The 16,934-nt window shown below is 37.5% G+C and carries 17 protein-coding genes; 8 read left to right on the forward strand and 9 right to left on the reverse strand.

Annotated features, from left to right (window positions below; translation table 11 throughout):
* Positions 1 to 32 precede the first annotated feature (32 nt).
* Both LA20249_RS10235 and LA20249_RS10240 read left to right on the forward strand, forming a co-directional pair.
* Complete coding sequence (locus LA20249_RS10235) at positions 33 to 587, forward strand: TetR/AcrR family transcriptional regulator (RefSeq protein ID WP_057737557.1); 555 nt, start codon at positions 33 to 35, stop codon at positions 585 to 587.
* 111 nt (positions 588 to 698) lie between these two features.
* Complete coding sequence (locus LA20249_RS10240; RefSeq protein ID WP_057737555.1) at positions 699 to 971, forward strand: hypothetical protein; 273 nt, start codon at positions 699 to 701, stop codon at positions 969 to 971.
* A 45-nt stretch (positions 972 to 1,016) separates the two neighbouring features.
* On the opposite strand, the gene LA20249_RS10245 is transcribed toward LA20249_RS10240, so the two are convergent.
* On the reverse strand, positions 1,017 to 1,706 hold the full coding sequence (locus LA20249_RS10245; protein WP_057737553.1) for a M57 family metalloprotease: 690 nt from the start codon (positions 1,704 to 1,706) through the stop codon (positions 1,017 to 1,019).
* Between the two features lie 277 nt (positions 1,707 to 1,983).
* On the opposite strand from LA20249_RS10245, the gene LA20249_RS10250 reads away from it, so the two are divergent.
* Both LA20249_RS10250 and LA20249_RS10255 read left to right on the forward strand, forming a co-directional pair.
* A complete protein-coding gene (locus LA20249_RS10250) occupies positions 1,984 to 3,951 on the forward strand; it encodes a PTS sugar transporter subunit IIABC (protein WP_057737551.1) in 1,968 nt (655 codons plus the stop codon).
* Between the two features lie 25 nt (positions 3,952 to 3,976).
* Positions 3,977 to 4,801, forward strand: a complete 825-nt coding sequence (locus tag LA20249_RS10255; protein WP_057737549.1) for an alpha/beta hydrolase — start codon at positions 3,977 to 3,979, stop codon at positions 4,799 to 4,801.
* Positions 4,802 to 4,895: 94 nt separating this feature from the next.
* On the opposite strand, the gene LA20249_RS10260 is transcribed toward LA20249_RS10255, so the two are convergent.
* The 3 genes from LA20249_RS10260 to LA20249_RS10270 all read right to left on the reverse strand — a co-directional run bounded on the left by LA20249_RS10260 (position 4,896) and on the right by LA20249_RS10270 (position 6,863).
* Positions 4,896 to 5,243 carry a type II toxin-antitoxin system PemK/MazF family toxin gene (locus LA20249_RS10260; protein ID WP_057737547.1) on the reverse strand — a complete coding sequence of 116 codons (348 nt, stop codon included), beginning with the start codon at positions 5,241 to 5,243 and terminating at the stop codon, positions 4,896 to 4,898.
* Positions 5,243 to 5,506, reverse strand: a complete 264-nt coding sequence (locus tag LA20249_RS10265) for an AbrB/MazE/SpoVT family DNA-binding domain-containing protein (protein ID WP_057737545.1) — start codon at positions 5,504 to 5,506, stop codon at positions 5,243 to 5,245. Before LA20249_RS10265 ends, LA20249_RS10260 begins: the two co-directional genes overlap by 1 nt.
* 403 nt (positions 5,507 to 5,909) lie before the next feature.
* Complete coding sequence (locus tag LA20249_RS10270) at positions 5,910 to 6,863, reverse strand: LacI family DNA-binding transcriptional regulator (protein WP_057737543.1); 954 nt, start codon at positions 6,861 to 6,863, stop codon at positions 5,910 to 5,912.
* A 248-nt stretch (positions 6,864 to 7,111) separates the two neighbouring features.
* On the opposite strand from LA20249_RS10270, the gene LA20249_RS10275 reads away from it, so the two are divergent.
* Both LA20249_RS10275 and LA20249_RS10280 read left to right on the forward strand, forming a co-directional pair.
* Positions 7,112 to 8,050: a DMT family transporter gene (locus LA20249_RS10275; RefSeq protein ID WP_057737541.1), complete on the forward strand. Its 939-nt coding sequence runs from the start codon at positions 7,112 to 7,114 to the stop codon at positions 8,048 to 8,050.
* Between the two features lie 152 nt (positions 8,051 to 8,202).
* A complete protein-coding gene (locus LA20249_RS10280) occupies positions 8,203 to 9,078 on the forward strand; it encodes a DMT family transporter (RefSeq protein WP_057737539.1) in 876 nt (291 codons plus the stop codon).
* A gap of 59 nt (positions 9,079 to 9,137) precedes the next feature.
* On the opposite strand, the gene LA20249_RS10285 is transcribed toward LA20249_RS10280, so the two are convergent.
* From LA20249_RS10285 to alsS, 4 genes are all read right to left on the reverse strand, one after another.
* Complete coding sequence (locus LA20249_RS10285; protein ID WP_057737538.1) at positions 9,138 to 11,411, reverse strand: ATP-binding cassette domain-containing protein; 2,274 nt, start codon at positions 11,409 to 11,411, stop codon at positions 9,138 to 9,140.
* 456 nt (positions 11,412 to 11,867) lie between these two features.
* Positions 11,868 to 12,611 (reverse strand): SDR family oxidoreductase, encoded by a 744-nt coding sequence (locus LA20249_RS10290; protein ID WP_057737536.1) that lies wholly within the window; start codon positions 12,609 to 12,611, stop codon positions 11,868 to 11,870.
* A gap of 110 nt (positions 12,612 to 12,721) precedes the next feature.
* Entirely contained in the window at positions 12,722 to 13,429 is a 708-nt protein-coding gene (gene budA / locus LA20249_RS10295; RefSeq protein ID WP_057737534.1) for an acetolactate decarboxylase, read from the reverse strand.
* Positions 13,430 to 13,448: 19 nt separating this feature from the next.
* Positions 13,449 to 15,125 (reverse strand): acetolactate synthase AlsS, encoded by a 1,677-nt coding sequence (gene alsS / locus LA20249_RS10300; RefSeq protein WP_057737532.1) that lies wholly within the window; start codon positions 15,123 to 15,125, stop codon positions 13,449 to 13,451.
* Between the two features lie 111 nt (positions 15,126 to 15,236).
* Between alsS and LA20249_RS10305 the strand changes: the two genes are divergently transcribed.
* On the forward strand, positions 15,237 to 15,665 hold the full coding sequence (locus tag LA20249_RS10305; protein WP_057737530.1) for a MarR family winged helix-turn-helix transcriptional regulator: 429 nt from the start codon (positions 15,237 to 15,239) through the stop codon (positions 15,663 to 15,665).
* A gap of 259 nt (positions 15,666 to 15,924) precedes the next feature.
* Positions 15,925 to 16,071, forward strand: coding sequence for a hypothetical protein (locus LA20249_RS11700; RefSeq protein ID WP_157054427.1), 147 nt, complete (start codon positions 15,925 to 15,927; stop codon positions 16,069 to 16,071).
* Positions 16,072 to 16,247: 176 nt separating this feature from the next.
* Here LA20249_RS11700 and LA20249_RS10310 read toward each other — a convergent pair whose 3' ends face one another.
* Positions 16,248 to 16,919 carry a metal-dependent transcriptional regulator gene (locus tag LA20249_RS10310; protein ID WP_057737528.1) on the reverse strand — a complete coding sequence of 224 codons (672 nt, stop codon included), beginning with the start codon at positions 16,917 to 16,919 and terminating at the stop codon, positions 16,248 to 16,250.
* Positions 16,920 to 16,934 lie beyond the last annotated feature (15 nt).

Below are 16,934 nucleotides of genomic sequence, written 5' to 3' on the forward strand. Positions count from 1 at the left end.
TTTAAAATGAAGTCGACTAAGGGGGAAGTAAATTGACTGTACGTACATTGTCGAAAGAAAAAATTATTTTGGCTGCAATAAAAATAATAAATACTCAAGAAACATTGACCTTCACTAAATTAAGTAGACTCTTAGGGACGCGTGCTCAAGCAATTTATAATTACTATCCCGATGTGACAGCTTTAAAAGTTGCCATTGCTGACCATTTCTATGATCGATTGACTCAGAGATTACAAGCTGATTTAATGGGCCTTTCAGGTAAAGAGGCCTTAAAAGCTTTTGCTCACGTCAGTGTCCAGTTTTCATTAAGTCATTTCTTGGTAACGCAACAGATTTTGAGTATTCCAACAAAGAAAACTCATGACAAAGATTTAGATAGCAGATTTTTAGTAGTTGATCACATTTTGAATGATTTATTAGAGCCTTTAATAAAAGATTCAAAATATCAATTAATTATTTCAAGAATGTTGAAAAATTTAATTGTTGGTGAAATTATTCATGTGGGAAATGATCGCTTTAGCAATCAGAAAATATTGTCGCGTGATAGCTTTGATAAAATGTTAGATATAACTCTGTTTTCCCTGTAAAATACACTTCTTAGTGTATGTAATCTTGCATGTATAACGTATTTTTAGTGTCATACCATCTTTGATATTTTAATGATGTTAGAAAAAAACATTTCTGTAAGGGGACTAAAAATGCGTAGTAAATTAAATTACAATATGTTGCATCCAACATATAAAGCTCTGTATGACATTGTTGGGGAAGAAGATCTGATCAAAATATATAACTTATTTCGAGGTACTCAATTACAGTTGCCGATGAAAATGTACGATCGTGTGGCTTTGAAAAAGGCTATCCGAGAAGGACAATTGAATGGGATGACTAATCAGGAGATTTCGTTGGAATTTGGTTATTCGCCTCGTTGGATTAAGAGCGTTCGTGAGGGTAAAGATAAAAATTTGAATTAAAAAAGCAGGTCTGGATATTTTCTTGGAAAATACTTAGATCTGCTTTTAGTTTTGATAAATTGATTTTAAGCCTTCAATGTCGCCACGGGATAGGGAAGATTCACCTTGATCAACGGGGTACATGACGGAGTGTCTATCTGAGCTGTGCGCTAGCCCCAAGGCATGACCAAGTTCATGAACAGCCACAGAGTCCTTAACGGCAAGATTAGGATAGGTCAGATTGAGTCCTGCTTGACCACTGTTTATTGCATAGTGGTTGATGACTAATGAGGATGGACCACCATTACCCAATTCAACAGTATTCGAAGTAATATCTTGAATTTTTTTATGATAGATAAAGAAAGTAATACTATTCTTATTTGGTTGCTTTTCTCCCGGTATCAAACGGACGACACCTGTGTCGTTATAGGTATTAACTGCTTTGGTGAATGAATTTCTAACTGATTGAGGAACATTTTTTTTGAAGTGGAAATAGTAGGTATTAGAAATCGTAACGTTTTTCAGTGGATCTTCGATAGGAGTAGCAGTTTTACTGACCTGTTTTTGATTGCTGCTTTTAGTTTTACCACTTAATTTATTATCGAGTGATGCTTTCAGTGAGTATAAAAATGGTTGAACCTTAACAGTAGTCTCCTTTATTTGGCTATGTAAGTTAGGGATAACTTTCGGATTCTTAGTAACAATAAGTACGATTGAGGTTAAGATTAGCAGCCATATCCATGATTTGCGTTTCACTATTATAATTCTCCTTAAAAATTGCTAGATATGTCTCAATAATAGTAGATGTTTGTAACTTAGAAGTCTAATTATTGGATTAATAAATGGATCTTGATATTATACCTCATGGTGCGGAAAGCTGAGAATAAATTTTAAGGATAGATTTATGGCACAATATAATGTGTTCGATTTAAAATTAAATATTTATTCGAATAAATATTGACAGACTATAACGTAGCTATTATAATGTAAGCGTAATCAAATAATGGAATTATATTAAAAAGGACTGAGCGTTATGAATAATCAAGTATTGATTTCACTAGCGGCCCCTGTTGATGGGAAGTTTATGAAACTTTCACAAGTTAAAGACCCTGTTTTTTCAGAAGGACTGATGGGGCAAGGATTTGCTATCGAGCCTACTGATGGTAAAGTCGTATCTCCAGTTGATGGAACAGTGACACTTGTTTCAGAAACTAAGCATGCTTTTGGGATAAAAACTCCTGATGGAGCAGATGTATTGGTTCATTTAGGAATTGATACCGTTGACCTTAAAGGAGAACCTTTTACCGTCTTAATTAAGCAAGGTGACCGAGTCAAAATGGGTCAAGATGTTGTTAAGATGGATTTAAAGGAAATTACGGATGCTGGAAAACAAAAAACCGTCATTTTAGCAATCACTAATAGTAAAGATATTTTACAGCAATTGATGACAAAAGAATTTGATCAGAATATCACAGCGGGATCGACTGTTGCGGTTGCCTCGATTAAGAAATTGATTGATAAGAAACCTCAAAAAGTCGGCTCAGGTAAATATGATCAACTTGCAGCAGATATTGTAGAAAATGTCGGTGGAACTGAGAATATTAACAGTTTGATTCACTGTATAACTAGATTACGTTTTTATTTGAAAGACGATTCTAAGGCAAACGATAATGCGATTGAAAATCTTGATGGCGTTATTAGTGTCGCTAAAGCTGGCGGACAGTATCAAGTTGTGATTGGCCAAGCCGTTACGGATGTTTATGACGCCGTTATAGCACAAATTGGTCCTGAATTTACCAACGATAATGCCACAGCTGAAGCTGTTAAAAAGACGACTGAAGAAGCTAATCAAAAAAACGATCCGTGGTCTGTTATTAAACGTGGTATCAGCAATTTCATTGGCGTTTTAACTGCCTCAATGATTCCTATTATTGGTATTTTAGCTGGTTCCGGTATTTTAAAGGGTATCTTAGCCGCTTTGACAGGATTCAAAGTATTATCTACCACGAGTGGAACTTATGTTATTTTGAATTCGATTGGCGATGCAACATTTTACTTCTTGCCAATTATCTTAGGGTTTACTGCAGCTAAGAAATTAGGCTCTGACCCGATTGTTTTAGGAATTGTTGGTGGAATTATTATTTATCCTAGTATCGTTACATTAGCCAGCAAAGCTTCAACAGCTAGCACTAGTTTCTTAGGGATTCCGACGACATTAGTTTCATATACATCATCAGTTTTCCCAATTATCGTTGCTGCATGGTTGGGTAAATGTGTTGAAAAATTCTTAAAAAAGGTAATACCGCTATACGTTAGAAGTGTGTTCGTACCAATTTTAGAAGCTTTGATTTTAAGTTTAGTAATTATTATTGGCGTTGGTCCAATTATTACCGTTTTAAGTAAGGGACTATCAGATGGATTAGTTTCTATCTATAGTTTCAGTCCGACACTTTCAGGCTTTGTACTTGGGGGCGTTTATCAAGCGATGGTTATCTTTGGCTTGCATTGGGGACTTATTCCTATCGTTATCAATGATATTGCGACGAATGGACATAGCTACATCAATTCGATTCTTTCAATCACCATGGTTGCCCAAGGTGGTGCCGTATTAGCAGTCTTTTTGAAGACAAAGAATAAGAAGTTGAAAGAAGTTTCTCTAGCAGCCGCCATTTCAGCCTTTTGTGGCGTAACTGAACCTGCACTGTACGGTGTAAATTTGAAGTATAAGCGAATCTTTATTGTTGCAAGTATTTCCAGTGCCATCGGTGGTGCTTTGACAGGATTCTTGAAAGTTAACAACTACGCTTTGTCAGGAGCATTGATTGGTTTTCCAGCCTTTATTACTCCAGGAGTAGGAATTGGCAGTAATTTCTATGGCTATTTAATTTCACATTATGGTACACTTTTAATCTCAGTACTTTTAGTTTATCTCTTTGGATTCACCGACAAAATGTTGGCCAAAAAATCCGATCCGATGAATATCAATCTAAACATGGCTTAAGAAGCCTAAGGAGATATGAAGAAAAATGGAAACTAAGGATTATAATCTCACTATCTCTGATCACGAGTTCAAAGTTAAAGGATATTGGCTAGATCAAGTCGATGATTTTGGGCAAAACGTTGATTATCCAGTAGTAATTATTTGTCCAGGAGGTGGATTTACCTTCCACTCCGAGCGAGAAGAAGAACCCATAGCTTTAAGATTCAATTCATACGGAATGCATGCAGTCGTATTGGAATACCAATTGATAGAAGATCGTCCGGTTTATCCAAGTGCTTTGCAAGAATTGGCTAAAACAATAGACTGGATCACTAAACAACCTGCGTCACGCCACGTTGATAAGAGTAAAATTATCTTGGTTGGCTTCTCAGCCGGAGGACACATCGTGGCAACTTATAACGGCGTTGCAACTAATGAACTGTTACGTAAGAAGTATGGATTAGAACAATATAACGGACAACATGCCGCAGTAATCTTAGGCTATCCAGTCATTGATATGACTATAAAAGGCAGCTTTCCTGATGATGATAAGGCGTTACACCAAATCACAGAAGATAAATCCTTGTGGAAAGCTCAAGATTTGTTAAATGAAAATTCCAAACCAGCCTTTGTCTGGCAAACACAGACCGATGAACTAGTTAAAGTCGTTAATACGATTAAATATGTTGACCGAATGAACGAGTTGAATATCCCAGTTGAATATCATCTCTTCGGTTCAGGAATTCATGGCTTAGCACTTGGAACTTATGTTACGCAAAAACCAGGAAAGAAGAAGTATCTTAATTCTTGGACTGCTAAGTGGATAGAATTAGCCTTGAATTGGTTGCAAATGATGAAATTTTTAGGATAAATTTAGTTTAAAAAATAGCAGCATCTATACCATAAGTACGCAATCGTTTTTAAACATTACGTGCAAAATGGAGGATAGATGTTGCTTTTATTTTTTAAATATGCAAGGATTTATCAATAATATCAATAACTTTATTTAATTCTTTGCCTGTACATTTACCAATCATTTTACCTGTTCGAGCTTTAATATCAATTGATCTGATATGTTGGCAAAGAGCTAAACCGTGGATTCCATTGCTTTTTTTAGTAGAATTTATTTCAACAGTCAATCCAAAGCTTTTAAATTGAGAGGTAATTGGTACAACCAATACTTCACCTGTCAACTTGTAGAAGTCGGGTATTGATACAACAATGACGGGCCTTTTTCGACCTTGTTCATGACCGATAACAGGATCAAGGTTGACCATAAAAATGCTTCCCTGAGCAATATCTTCTTTGGTCATTAGAATTTCTCCGATCCGACTGACTGTCCCCAATCTAATTCATTGTTTTCAGGTTTTTTCTCATTTTGTAAATACCCAAACTCGTCCATTAAACGAGAACTAGAGTTATCTTTTTTTATAATAAGGGAGTGATTTTTGACTTCAAGAGTTAACTTTTGATTCTTATAGTCGTTTATTCCCATGTCTTTTAAAATATTCTTAGGAATTATTAGTCCTTGAGAATTGCCAATAGGTTTTATATTGATTGCTCTTTTTTGATCCATAATATAATCTCCTTTATATCATTATGTTATAACGTAGGTTATAACTAAACAAACTAATTGCTCTTAAAATATTACGTGGAAAGACAAAAAGAAGACCTCAGATGAGATCTTCTTTTTATTTATCCCATATATTGGCTGAATATAATGGGAAGTATTTTTATAAACCAAACGATTGTATTAAGTCTATTAGTAACACGTTTGATAAAGGGGTATTTATCTTTGCTATGCTGTTACAATCGTAAGTTTAATTACCGTGATGTAACGATACATATCTACAATCACCCCGAATAATAATCATTCCACAAATTATCATCGTCAGGCTTAACGATTTGTATCGCTTTCTTGGTACAGTTATAGAGTAATGTGTGGGATTGGTCCCATGTCAAGAATAATTTTGAAAAAATTAATCTGCATCGACCCAACGAGGATTTTGACTCTCGAATGGAAGATCAGCACTGTTTAATTGATTATAGAGATAGATAAATCCGTTGTGCATTTGATTTCTAAAGCAGAGATCAATCGTTGGAAAATCCATCAAACGTGCAATTTCACCATTATCGCTCCCGATTACCAAACATTCTTCTGGGACTTTGACGCCGTTCTTTTTTAATGTGGCGATAAATTCCGCTGCGACATAATCCGTGAAGGCCATCATAACCTGAGGATGGTTTTTATCCTGAAGCCATCTCATAGCCGCAAACTCGCCAACGCCATTTTGTCCATGATAAAACTGGTAGCTTTGCTTACTGTCAGGGTGCTTTTGGATGAAATTTTTGATGGCTCTGACTCGAGCTTGGGTGTTACCGTTTCGATATTCGGATAAGACATGTCCAATGTGCTTGTATCCTTGTTTATCGAGGTGCTCTAAAATCCGATAGTAGATAGGATAGTGGTCGATAAAATTGGAATAGATATGGGGGTGCTTGACACGCTGCCATGTAGCGATGGGTCCAAATTTGGCGTATGAACCAATCGTATCCCACGAATTGATTCGTAGCGCTATGAAAACGGCGTCGAGTGTTTTAGTAGTCAAAAGATTGAGTGTATGAATTTCATTTTCGGACGTCTTAGTAAAGTAGAGATTGACGTTATAACCATATTGAGAAGCAATTTGTGTAAATGAATTTACCAATTCTCCTACTAGTGGGTAGTAGTCGTTAACTAAGAAACCGATGTTTTTCGTGTGTTTGCTGCGGAGATTTTTGGCTACTTGATTGGGGATGTAATTCATCTCATGCATGGCGTCGAGAATGATCTTTCGCTTTTGGGAGCTAACGTAGCCATTTCCACTGACGACACGAGAAATAGTTGATTTGGAAATACCTGTCTTCTTTGCTAAATCATAAATTGTGGTCATTAAGAGTTACCTTTCCGTATCTATAAAGTTGATCTAATTGATTTCCGTACATTCTTAAGTTAATTGTAATATGAAAACGTTTACTCTGCTAGAGCGGTTGTTTTATTATTTTTCGTTGTTATACTTAACCATGTTAACCATAAGGAAGGTGAGTATTTATCGTTAGTTGACAGCAGTAATATTTCGGCTATTCGAGAGGATAGTAGCAATGAATTCATAAGAAATCAAAGCGAAGGGAAATATTACTCATGAAGTCTAAAAGGGTTCTCGGATCCGTTTTTTTAACCATTGCTTCAATTATTTGGGGAGCAATGTTCGTAGTTGTAAAAATTATCGTTAATGAGGTACATCCAATTCAATTAGTTTGGTTGGAGTACTTGATTGCGTTGGTATTCTTAATTGGATACTCAATAATGAAAAAGGAAAAATGGCATATCAATTGGTCTGATTTGAAATTAGTCTTTTGGATTGGAATCATTGGTAATACTATTTCACTAGTTGCCCAGGAAATGGGTACAGGGTTGTCTAATGCCCAAACTGCTTCAGTGATTACATCAACTATTCCAGCATTTATGATCATCTTCGGTTGGTTGATCCTGAAAGAGAAGTTGAATAAAATTAAAATCCTCTCCGTCGTCATTGCCATCTTAGGTGTTGTAATGATTGTCGGTTTAAAGATGTCTGGAACCAATGTTATCTTAGGAGTATTGCTCCTAGTACTTGATTCTATTGCTTGGGCCTTGATGTCGGTCTTGGTCAAAAAGGTAAAAACGTACAGTTCTTTACAAATTACTATTATGTCAACAGTAGTAGCAGTTGTTGCTCTGACACCATTTATTTTAAGTGATATGTCATCACTTACAAGCATTAATTTTGCCGACCCAACGATTATTCTAAGTTTACTTTACATCGGTGCTGTTTCAACCGCCGTTGCTTATGTAATGTGGAATCGTGGTCTTCAAATAGTTAGTGCTGGTTCATCTGGAGTGTTCTACTTGATTCAGCCAATCGTTGGTTCATTTTTAGGTTGGTTATTGTTGGGAGAACAAATCTCTGTTGGATTCGTCATTGGTTCATTTATGATTTTAGCCAGTGTCTGGATCTCAGTTAAGTTCGATGGATCATCAGCAAATGAGACTCGTTTGAAGAGGACTCGTCCTGCTTCAGTAAAATTGAATAATAATTAATAAGATAAATCCAAATTGGATTTATCTTTTTTTATGTTTTAAGGATTATTTAAGAATGAAAATGCTATAATCTTTTACAAAAATAAGATTTCAAGATAATTTATTTAATTATATTTTATTGTTCCAGAGACCGTATAAAAGGACTAAGCATTATGAATTCTAACAAAATAGTGGGTTCAATTCTTTTAGGAATTGCCGCCAGCATTTGGGGTGGCACATTCGTTGCAGTGAAATTGGTAGTTGGAGAGATTCATCCCCTCCAATTAGTCTGGCTAAGGTATTTAGTCGCGTTGATCTTTTTAGTCGGTTTCTCATTGATCAAGAGAGAAAAATGGCACATCAAAAGAAAAGATTGGAAATGGTTTATTCTGTCCGGATTGACCGGTTATGCACTTTCCATAGTAGCCCAAGAGACAGGGACCTGGTTTTCCAGCGCCCAAACAGGGGCGGTTGTGACCTCTTCAACGCCAACTTTTATGGTAATTTTTGCATGGTTAATATTAAAGGAAAAATTAGATCGTGTTAAAGTCGTTTCATTGGTGATGGCAACTCTAGGTGTCGTGATGATAGTCGGAATCCACTTGAGTGGCAAGCATATTTTGATTGGCGTCTTATTCTTGATACTGGCCGCTTTGAGTTGGTCGTTTATGTCCGTGATGATAAAGTTATTGTCCGATTATTCAGCTTTACAAATAACGATAATTTCAACGGTAGTTGCAATGTTTTGCTTAACACCATTCGTGATGGGAAATATTGCCTCCTTATCCAATGTCAATTTCTTCAATCCAAAGATAATAATCTGCTTGCTCTACGTTGGAGCGTTGTCCACTGCCATGGCGTTTGTCATGTGGAACAAGGGTTTAACGATGGTCAGTCCCAGTGTATCGGGATTAATCTACTTGTTGCAACCGATTGTAGGGACGCTTTTAGGTTGGCTGATTTTAGGCGAAGGTCTCACTTGGGGTTTTGCCGCAGGGACTATTTTGATTCTGATGAGTGTCTGGGTCTCAATTAGGTTTGCTAAATAAAAAGGTCAGTGTGATAACTAAGAAAATAGTTGTCGCACTGATCTTTTTTCATGAAAACATTAATTCTTTTCAAGCTGTTGTTTTAAAGCCACGCCAGTTCTTGATGCAGAATCTTTCAAACTGTCTTTAGGAATACCTTCAAAACAGATTTTTCCACCATACTTTCCAGCGTCTGGTCCCATATCTATCAACCAATCGGCTTGACTGATTAACTTCAAATTGTGTTCAATCAAAATCAAAGTATTGCCGTTATCGACTAAGCTTTCGAATAAATCAATTAAGCGTTTAGTGTCATTTAGATGTAGACCAGTTGTGGGTTCGTCCAAGAAGTAGATACTTCCGGTATGGTCTAATTCCATAGCTAATTTAACTCGTTGAACTTCGCCACCTGATAGAGTCGTCATTGATTGACTCAAATTTAAATATCCTAGGCCAACTTTGTTTAACAAACTGACTTTTTGATAAATCGCCGGGACGTCTTGGAAAAAATCCAGGGTGTCATTGATAGAGAGATTGAGTACCTCAGAAATATCCTTGTCGTGATATTTATATTGCAAAGCTTCTTGACTGTAACGTTTTCCGTGACACAATTCACAGACTTGAACGACTGGGTCCATGAAGGCCATCTCGGTAATTGTCACACCTTTGCCTTTGCACCTAGGACAAGCGCCCTTACCGTTATAACTGAACAGTTGGGTTGAAACGCCGTTATTAGCTTTACTGAATAATTTTCGAAGGGGATTTAAAATGTTCAAATAAGTTGCGGGGGTCGAACGGATGTTGGTGCCGACTGAATCTTGACTCAGATCAATGTAGTCTTGGTCGGCTACTAACTGTTTTACAGCATCCACTAAAGTACTTTTCCCTGAGCCAGCGGGACCGGAAACGACTGTCATTACTCCCTGAGGAATTTTAGTACTGACATCTTTTAAATTGTGTGCCGTAATGTGATTGACTTCTAAGAAGGACTTAGGCTGACGAGCTGTTCTAAAGGATACAGGTTCACGCAACATTTTTCCCGTGATCGTATCTGACTTCAGTAACTCAGGATAGGTGCCAGTGAAAGTTACTTGTCCACCACCTTTACCAGCCTTAGGACCGATTTCTACTACATAGTCAGCCGAAGAAATTATTGCTGGATTGTGATCCACTAAGACGACTGTGTTGCCGTGATCTTTAAGCTTGTTCAGCGACTTAGTGATCAATTGAATGTCGTGGAGATGAAGTCCGACGCTAGGTTCATCTAAGACGTAAACTAGATCAGAAAGCGAGCTAGTTAGGTATTTAGCAATTTTAATTCGTTGTGCTTCACCGCCTGATAAGGTATCAGTTCCGCGTCCTAAGGAAAGATAGCCTAAACCGATATCAACTAATGCTTGAATCTTGCTGCGAAGCTCACGGACCATTGTTTTGGCCATAGGGTCGGAAATGCTGTCTAAGAAGTTCAATACATTAACTAGATCCATCTCACTAACTTGTGCAATATTTTTACCCTCAATTTTTCCCTTGAGAGCTTCTTTGTTGAGACGATCTCCGTGACATACGGGACAAACTTTTCGAGTAACGATTTTTGATAATTCCGCTTGATGATGTCTACCGGAGGCACTGTGGATAACCGAACGTAACATTCTTGGAATCAAGCCTTCATAAAGAGCGGTTCGAGCCCATTGCTTCGGTGGGTTCTTAAGCTTTTGACGGGGAGCGTTCATCAACAGCTCATATTCTTCTTTTGAATAATCTTTGATTTTCTTATCTAAATCAAATAATCCACTGTTACCATATTCCTTCCAACGCCAAGTTCCTGGTTGAAAACCACTAAAGGTCATTGCTCCTTCATTAAGGGATTTATTAGGATCAATTAATTTACTGCCATCAACATCGTCAACAAAGCCTAAACCTTGGCAATTGGGGCACATTCCTTGTGGCAAGTTGAAAGAGAACCATTCGGAATAGCCGACCCACGGTTTACCGATTCGTGAAAACATCAGACGTAAAACTGAGTATATACCAGTGTAAGTGGCCAAAGTCGACCGAGAATTACGACCAATCGGCTTTTGCTCAACTACGATGGCGACAGGTAAGTGCTCGATACTGTCGAATTCCGGCTGTCCATATTTTGGTAAATATTGTTGGGTAAAACTGGGAAAAGTTTCGTTCAGTTCCCGACGAGAGACCGCAGCCATCGTATCGAAAACTAGAGAAGATTTACCAGAACCCGACAGACCAGCGAAGACAGTTGTTCTGTGCTTGGGAATATCCAAGTCGATATTTTTCAGATTGTTCTCACGAGCACCATGAATGCTGATAGCTCCATCTGCAAATAAATCAGTCATATATAAAATCTCCTTATTAGAATTAAGCGTCAACAATCCCATTTAATCATGGGGAGAAAATATCTTCAAGCAAGTCGTGTTGGTGACACTAGTGTGATTATTGCTGTATAAAAAATGTGATGAAGAATTTGTTTAGTCCTTTCGCAAATTTGTTAAGAATTCCGTCCTCCGTAACCAATTTGATTTTGGCTGGAACAATGTGGGCACGACTTGAAACTACCACAAGGTACGCGGTATTTCCAAGCTCGGCCTTTACCTAAGCAATAAATTGCTAAGGTAAATTTCACATTTGAGCCAAATCGAATTGGTTACTCCGGACTGGATAACAGTTTTATAGTATATTTCGTTCTAACAATAAAAAAACAGTATCTATTCCATAAGTACGTAACTAAATTTTACGTATAAAATCGGGAAAAGACGCTGTTTTTTTTACTTTTTAATTAATTGAGATAAATTTTACCAAGCTTGATCGGCAGGTCCAACGGTAAACTCGTTGACAGTCGTATCTTCTGGTGTATCAATGGCGAAAGCTACGACGTTAGCAACTTTATCCGCTGAAAGTTCAGTTTGCGCTCTAACTTCGGCTTCACCTTGAGCAACTTTCTTATCAGGAATATGACTGGTCAAATTGGAATGAACGGCTGCTGGATAGATGACTGAGGTACGAATGTGTTCATTATTTTGTGCACATTCCATTCTCAAGACCTCCATCAAATCTTTAACGCCCCACTTAGTAGCACCATAAACAGCTCCACCTGGGTAAGCTTTTATGCCAGCGACTGATGATGTGGCAATGATTTGACCTGAATGTTGTTTACGAAATTCTGGTAAGATGGCAGCGATTCCGTAGAGAACTCCCTTCAAATTGACGTCAATCATCAAGTCCCAATCCTCAACTCTAAGTTCTGATAGTGGAGAATTTGGCATAACGCCAGCGTTTAGATAGATGACATCCACATGTCCAAATTTGTCTTTAGCAAAATCAACAAGTTTTTGACTATCCTCACGTTTGGTTACATCAGTTTTTTGATAAACAGCTTGACCACCAGCTTCTGTTATTTCATTAGCAATTTTACTTAATTTATCAGTATTTCTAGCTCCTAAAACAACTTTGGCACCATCATGAGCCAATTTCTTAGCGGTGGCTTCACCAATTCCAGAAGATGCACCAGTAATAATAACAACTTTATCTTTAATCATAAAAAAACCCTCCAATTTGCTTTCAAAACAATTGTAAGGGCTTTTTTAAAAATAGTTAAATACTTATATTCTATCGAATACGATAACTTTTACTTATATTATGAAGATACTTATTCCGCTTTATGAATATCACCTAAAATATCGCATTGGGAAAAGTCAAAATCCATGTAATCCTGATTTTTAACTGGTAGGTGTTGTTCCAAAGTGTCGAACTGTTGAATCTCCACGTCACCAGAAACGGTACCTAATGACAATAGATGTCCGCCAAAGTCATGTTTATCACTTATAAAATGATGATGAAAACCAGCAACTGCAGCACCATCAAAAACGGTAGGAGAGAAGTAACTCAAAACAGTTCCGCTGACTTCTTGACGATCAAAGACACTTTGAGCTTCAGCTGTTTTAGCTAGTGTGTCATAAGGCTTGTGTGATTTCTTCACAGCTCTAGTTTTTACATCTTTAAAAGTTCCATGAACTTTAATGGAGAAGAAGGTATTAATGCTTGTTTGAGCAAGAATTCTTTTCTCGAGTTCTTTTTGACTGATATTTTCAACAGATAGCAATTTGTGATAATTGCCATAATGAATATTAGCGAAAGGTAAGGTGAAGTCGCCTTTGACGATATTGACAGAACCTGTACTGTCAACTTGATAAGGCGTACCGTCTAAGATAATCAATTCGCCATCGAGTCCTTCGCCTGTACCGATACCAGTATCACCATGCGTTAATAATTCTTTCATCGTGATCGTACCATCTAATAATCCAGGAACTAGTAAAGCAAGTGTTCCGTGTTGATAGAGGACATTTGTGTTTGACATAGAATCCTTCTTTCTGAGATTAGTTCAAGACATCGTCAACTAACTTGGATGACAATTTAATGTTATCAGAATAGTCAACTGGGATGTGTAAAATAACCGGACCCTCTGTGTTAAAAGCTTTTGTTAGCATTGGTTCAAGATCTTCGGTTTTTTCGACACGCATACCAGTTGCACCGAAACTTTCAGCGTACTTAACAAAGTCGACATGACCTAATTTAACACCAGCGTCATGACCGTATTTAGCGATCTCTTGGAAACGAACCATATCATAGTAACCGTCGTCCCAGATCAATTGGACAATGTTTAAGTGAAGACGAACTGCCGTCTCTAGTTCTTGACCAGAAAAGAGGAAGCCACCATCGCCAGCAACCGAAACAACTGGTTGTTCTGGACGTTCCAAAGCTGCGGCAATAGCCCAAGGAAGCGCAACGCCTAACGTCTGCATACCGTTACTGAATAAGAGATGTCTAGGCTTGTAACTTCTGAAATGACGAGCCATCCAAATGTAAAGACTACCAACATCGACCGTTACAGTCGTATCGTCGTTTACTTGATTTTGCAAAGCATGAATAATAGCTAAAGGATGGATACCATTTTTGTCAGAATGATTGGCAGGGATGGCATCTTTTTTCGTGAATTTCTCCTGTTGATCAGCTAGATGTTCGTGCATTTCTTTACCCAAGTCAATATCGTCAGGCAATTGTTCACTAATTGAATTCAAAGTTTTAGCAATATCAGCGTTAACTAATAAGTCAGGTTGATAATCATTAGTGATTTCAGGCTTAACCGCGTCAATATTGATAATTTCACCAGTTCGATCGATATTCCAATTACGAGCTTCATATTCAATTGGATCGTAGCCAACTGCAATGATTAAATCACTTTCTTTAAGCATCGTATCACCAATTTGGTTACGGAAAAGGCCGACACGTCCGTAATAATTCTTTTCCAAATCACGCGAGATTACTCCAGCACCCTGGAAAGTCTCGACAACGGGAATTGAGAATTTGCGTAGGAAAGTATGAATTGCTTCTGTGACATCATTAGTTGAGGAACGCATTCCAGCCAAGATAACAGGTAATTTAGCGTGTTCGATCTTTTCAACGATTTTGTCGATAATAGCTTTGTCCATCCCGCCTTGATGAATCTTGTGCAATGGTTTGATAACAGGGCGGTCGACGTCGTCATTGAGGACATCTTGTGGAATAGAAATGAAAGTTGCACCTGCTTTAGCAGTAATAGAATTTTGGTAAGCGTTTGCAAAAGACTCCGACAAATTGTTGGCATCTTGGACTTCCACACTATCCTTAGTAGCAGCACTCAATAACTCTTTACTTGAGATACTTTGGTGCGTTAGTCTAGCTATATCGTTTCTAGGGACTTGACCACTGATTGCGACCACTGGATCACCTTCGGCCGTGGCTGTAATTAAAGGAGTGGCTAAGTTAGAGACGCCAGGACCAGAAGTAGTAGCTACGATACCAGGTTTACCAGTCAAACGACCAATACCTGCGGCGATAAAGGCGGCGTTTTGTTCGTGGCGTGTAATTATTAATTTTGGTGTTTTAGGATCATCACTGTGTTCGAGGGATTCGAAGAGTCGGTCGACTTTGGCGCCAGGCAGTCCGAAGACATACTTAACGCCTTGATTTATCATAGTTTGGATCAATGCCTGAGCACCAGTTTGGTTTGTCATTGTATCTAACCTCTTTTTCGTGTAGATTTGTTCTATAATTATTTATAAGTAAAAAGTAAAGCATTCATGTTGATTTGTCAACACGTAAATCTTTTCATGGAGTGAAAGTAAATGAAAAACATTGGCTATTTAGCACAAGATATTTCGATCTTACATCGACAATATTATAAGGATACGAGGGAGAAGTTCAATGAAATCAGCCTTAATCCGACAGCAGCCTGTATTCTGCTAGCTGTAAGCGACTATGAAAACATCAGTCAGAACCAAGTGGCTCGTTCTTTAGTAATTGACAAGGGGTTGGCAACTCGTGAGATCAATAAAATGGATAAATTAAATTATCTCAGTAAAGCTGATGGAGCAGGGAAAACTAAGATCTTGAATCTGACAACTGAGGGTAAAAAAATCGTTGAAAGAGTCCAAAAGATTCGCAGTCAATGGTGGGAAGATCGTTTTGCCAAAGCGGGTATTCAAAAAGATAGCCCACTAGTTTCTTCCATAGAGTCAGTCGTCTCAACAATCGTTGATCCAATTGAAAATTAAAAAAGAAGTTTAATCGTATCGTTGCAAGATCGATTAGACTTCTTTTTTGTATTGGTGATTAAACATTAGAAAGGACAAGGCTTCAACGCTCTTTTTTGTTTCAAAAGGTTACAGTATAACGCCACGCTTAGGTATTGTTATGAAGGACGAAATTCCATACCAGTTAAAATACAGAACTATATGTGACATTATATGTCGCTCTTTCCACCAAAACGACAAATAATGTCACCCCCTAATTATATGATAAGGATAATTATAAATGAAAAAGTGGGTGCTACTAATGGAAGAAATGGAAGAAAAAATTGATTCCAGTTTATTGAATGAATCTTATCAAAATTTGGCAGAGATTGTTGGCGTGGAGAACATGTTGAAAATTCGGTACAACTATTGTGGAATGCAACTGTAATTGCCGATGCGTCTATATGATAGTAAGAAACTCCAGAAAAAATTGCAGTCAATGGATATAAAACCAGAGCAAATTCCCGAATTATCACGTAAATATGGTTATTCGCCTCGTTGGATCAGAAAAGCAAGCAAATAAAAAAAGCGTTTGACAACGCGTGATTTTAAAATCATGCATACTCAAACGCTTTTTTGCGTCTCTTTGACAGTCTCGATACGAATCATCTTAGTAATATTTTTCGGCAAAATCTGTTTGAGATTGTTGCGTTGATTCAAGATGACCATCGAGTGATCATAATCATTGATATTAAGAATCTTAATCTCATCAGATAGCTTAATATCAATATTGCTGAGAATCTTAAAGAGGTAGTCATCCTCAGTGAAATTGGTGATTTTAAAAGTAGTGTCAGAAATATTTTGATTCGACAGTAGTGAGTTCTTGGAAAATTCAGGAATAGCATTATTAATTGGAATGATGTTACCGTGTGGGCAAGTCTGAGGATACTCTAGATAAGTGTTTAATCGATCAATTAGTAATAAATCGGGTGCTTCACTCAAAATCGTAGCCTTATCATAGATGTCACTTAATGGGATATTTAATTTTTCATAGAGCCAAGTCTCCAGTAGTCGGTGTTGCTGAATCAATGGGACAACGGCATTTAACCCCTTTTTTGTTAACTTGCTGCCGTAATACTTAGTATATTTAACCAAGCCTAATTTTGATAGATGCTGAGTTCGGTCGGAGATTGAGGCCTTGCTTACATTAGCTTTAACGGCTAGGTCAATGTTATTGACGTTTTGGAAACTTCCGCCTAATTCAAAGATTAGTCTTAAAAAGTTAAGATCGTTCAAGATTGTTCACCACTT

It is taken from the genome of Companilactobacillus alimentarius DSM 20249, from assembly GCF_002849895.1.
Classification (GTDB): Bacteria; Bacillota; Bacilli; order Lactobacillales; family Lactobacillaceae; genus Companilactobacillus; species Companilactobacillus alimentarius.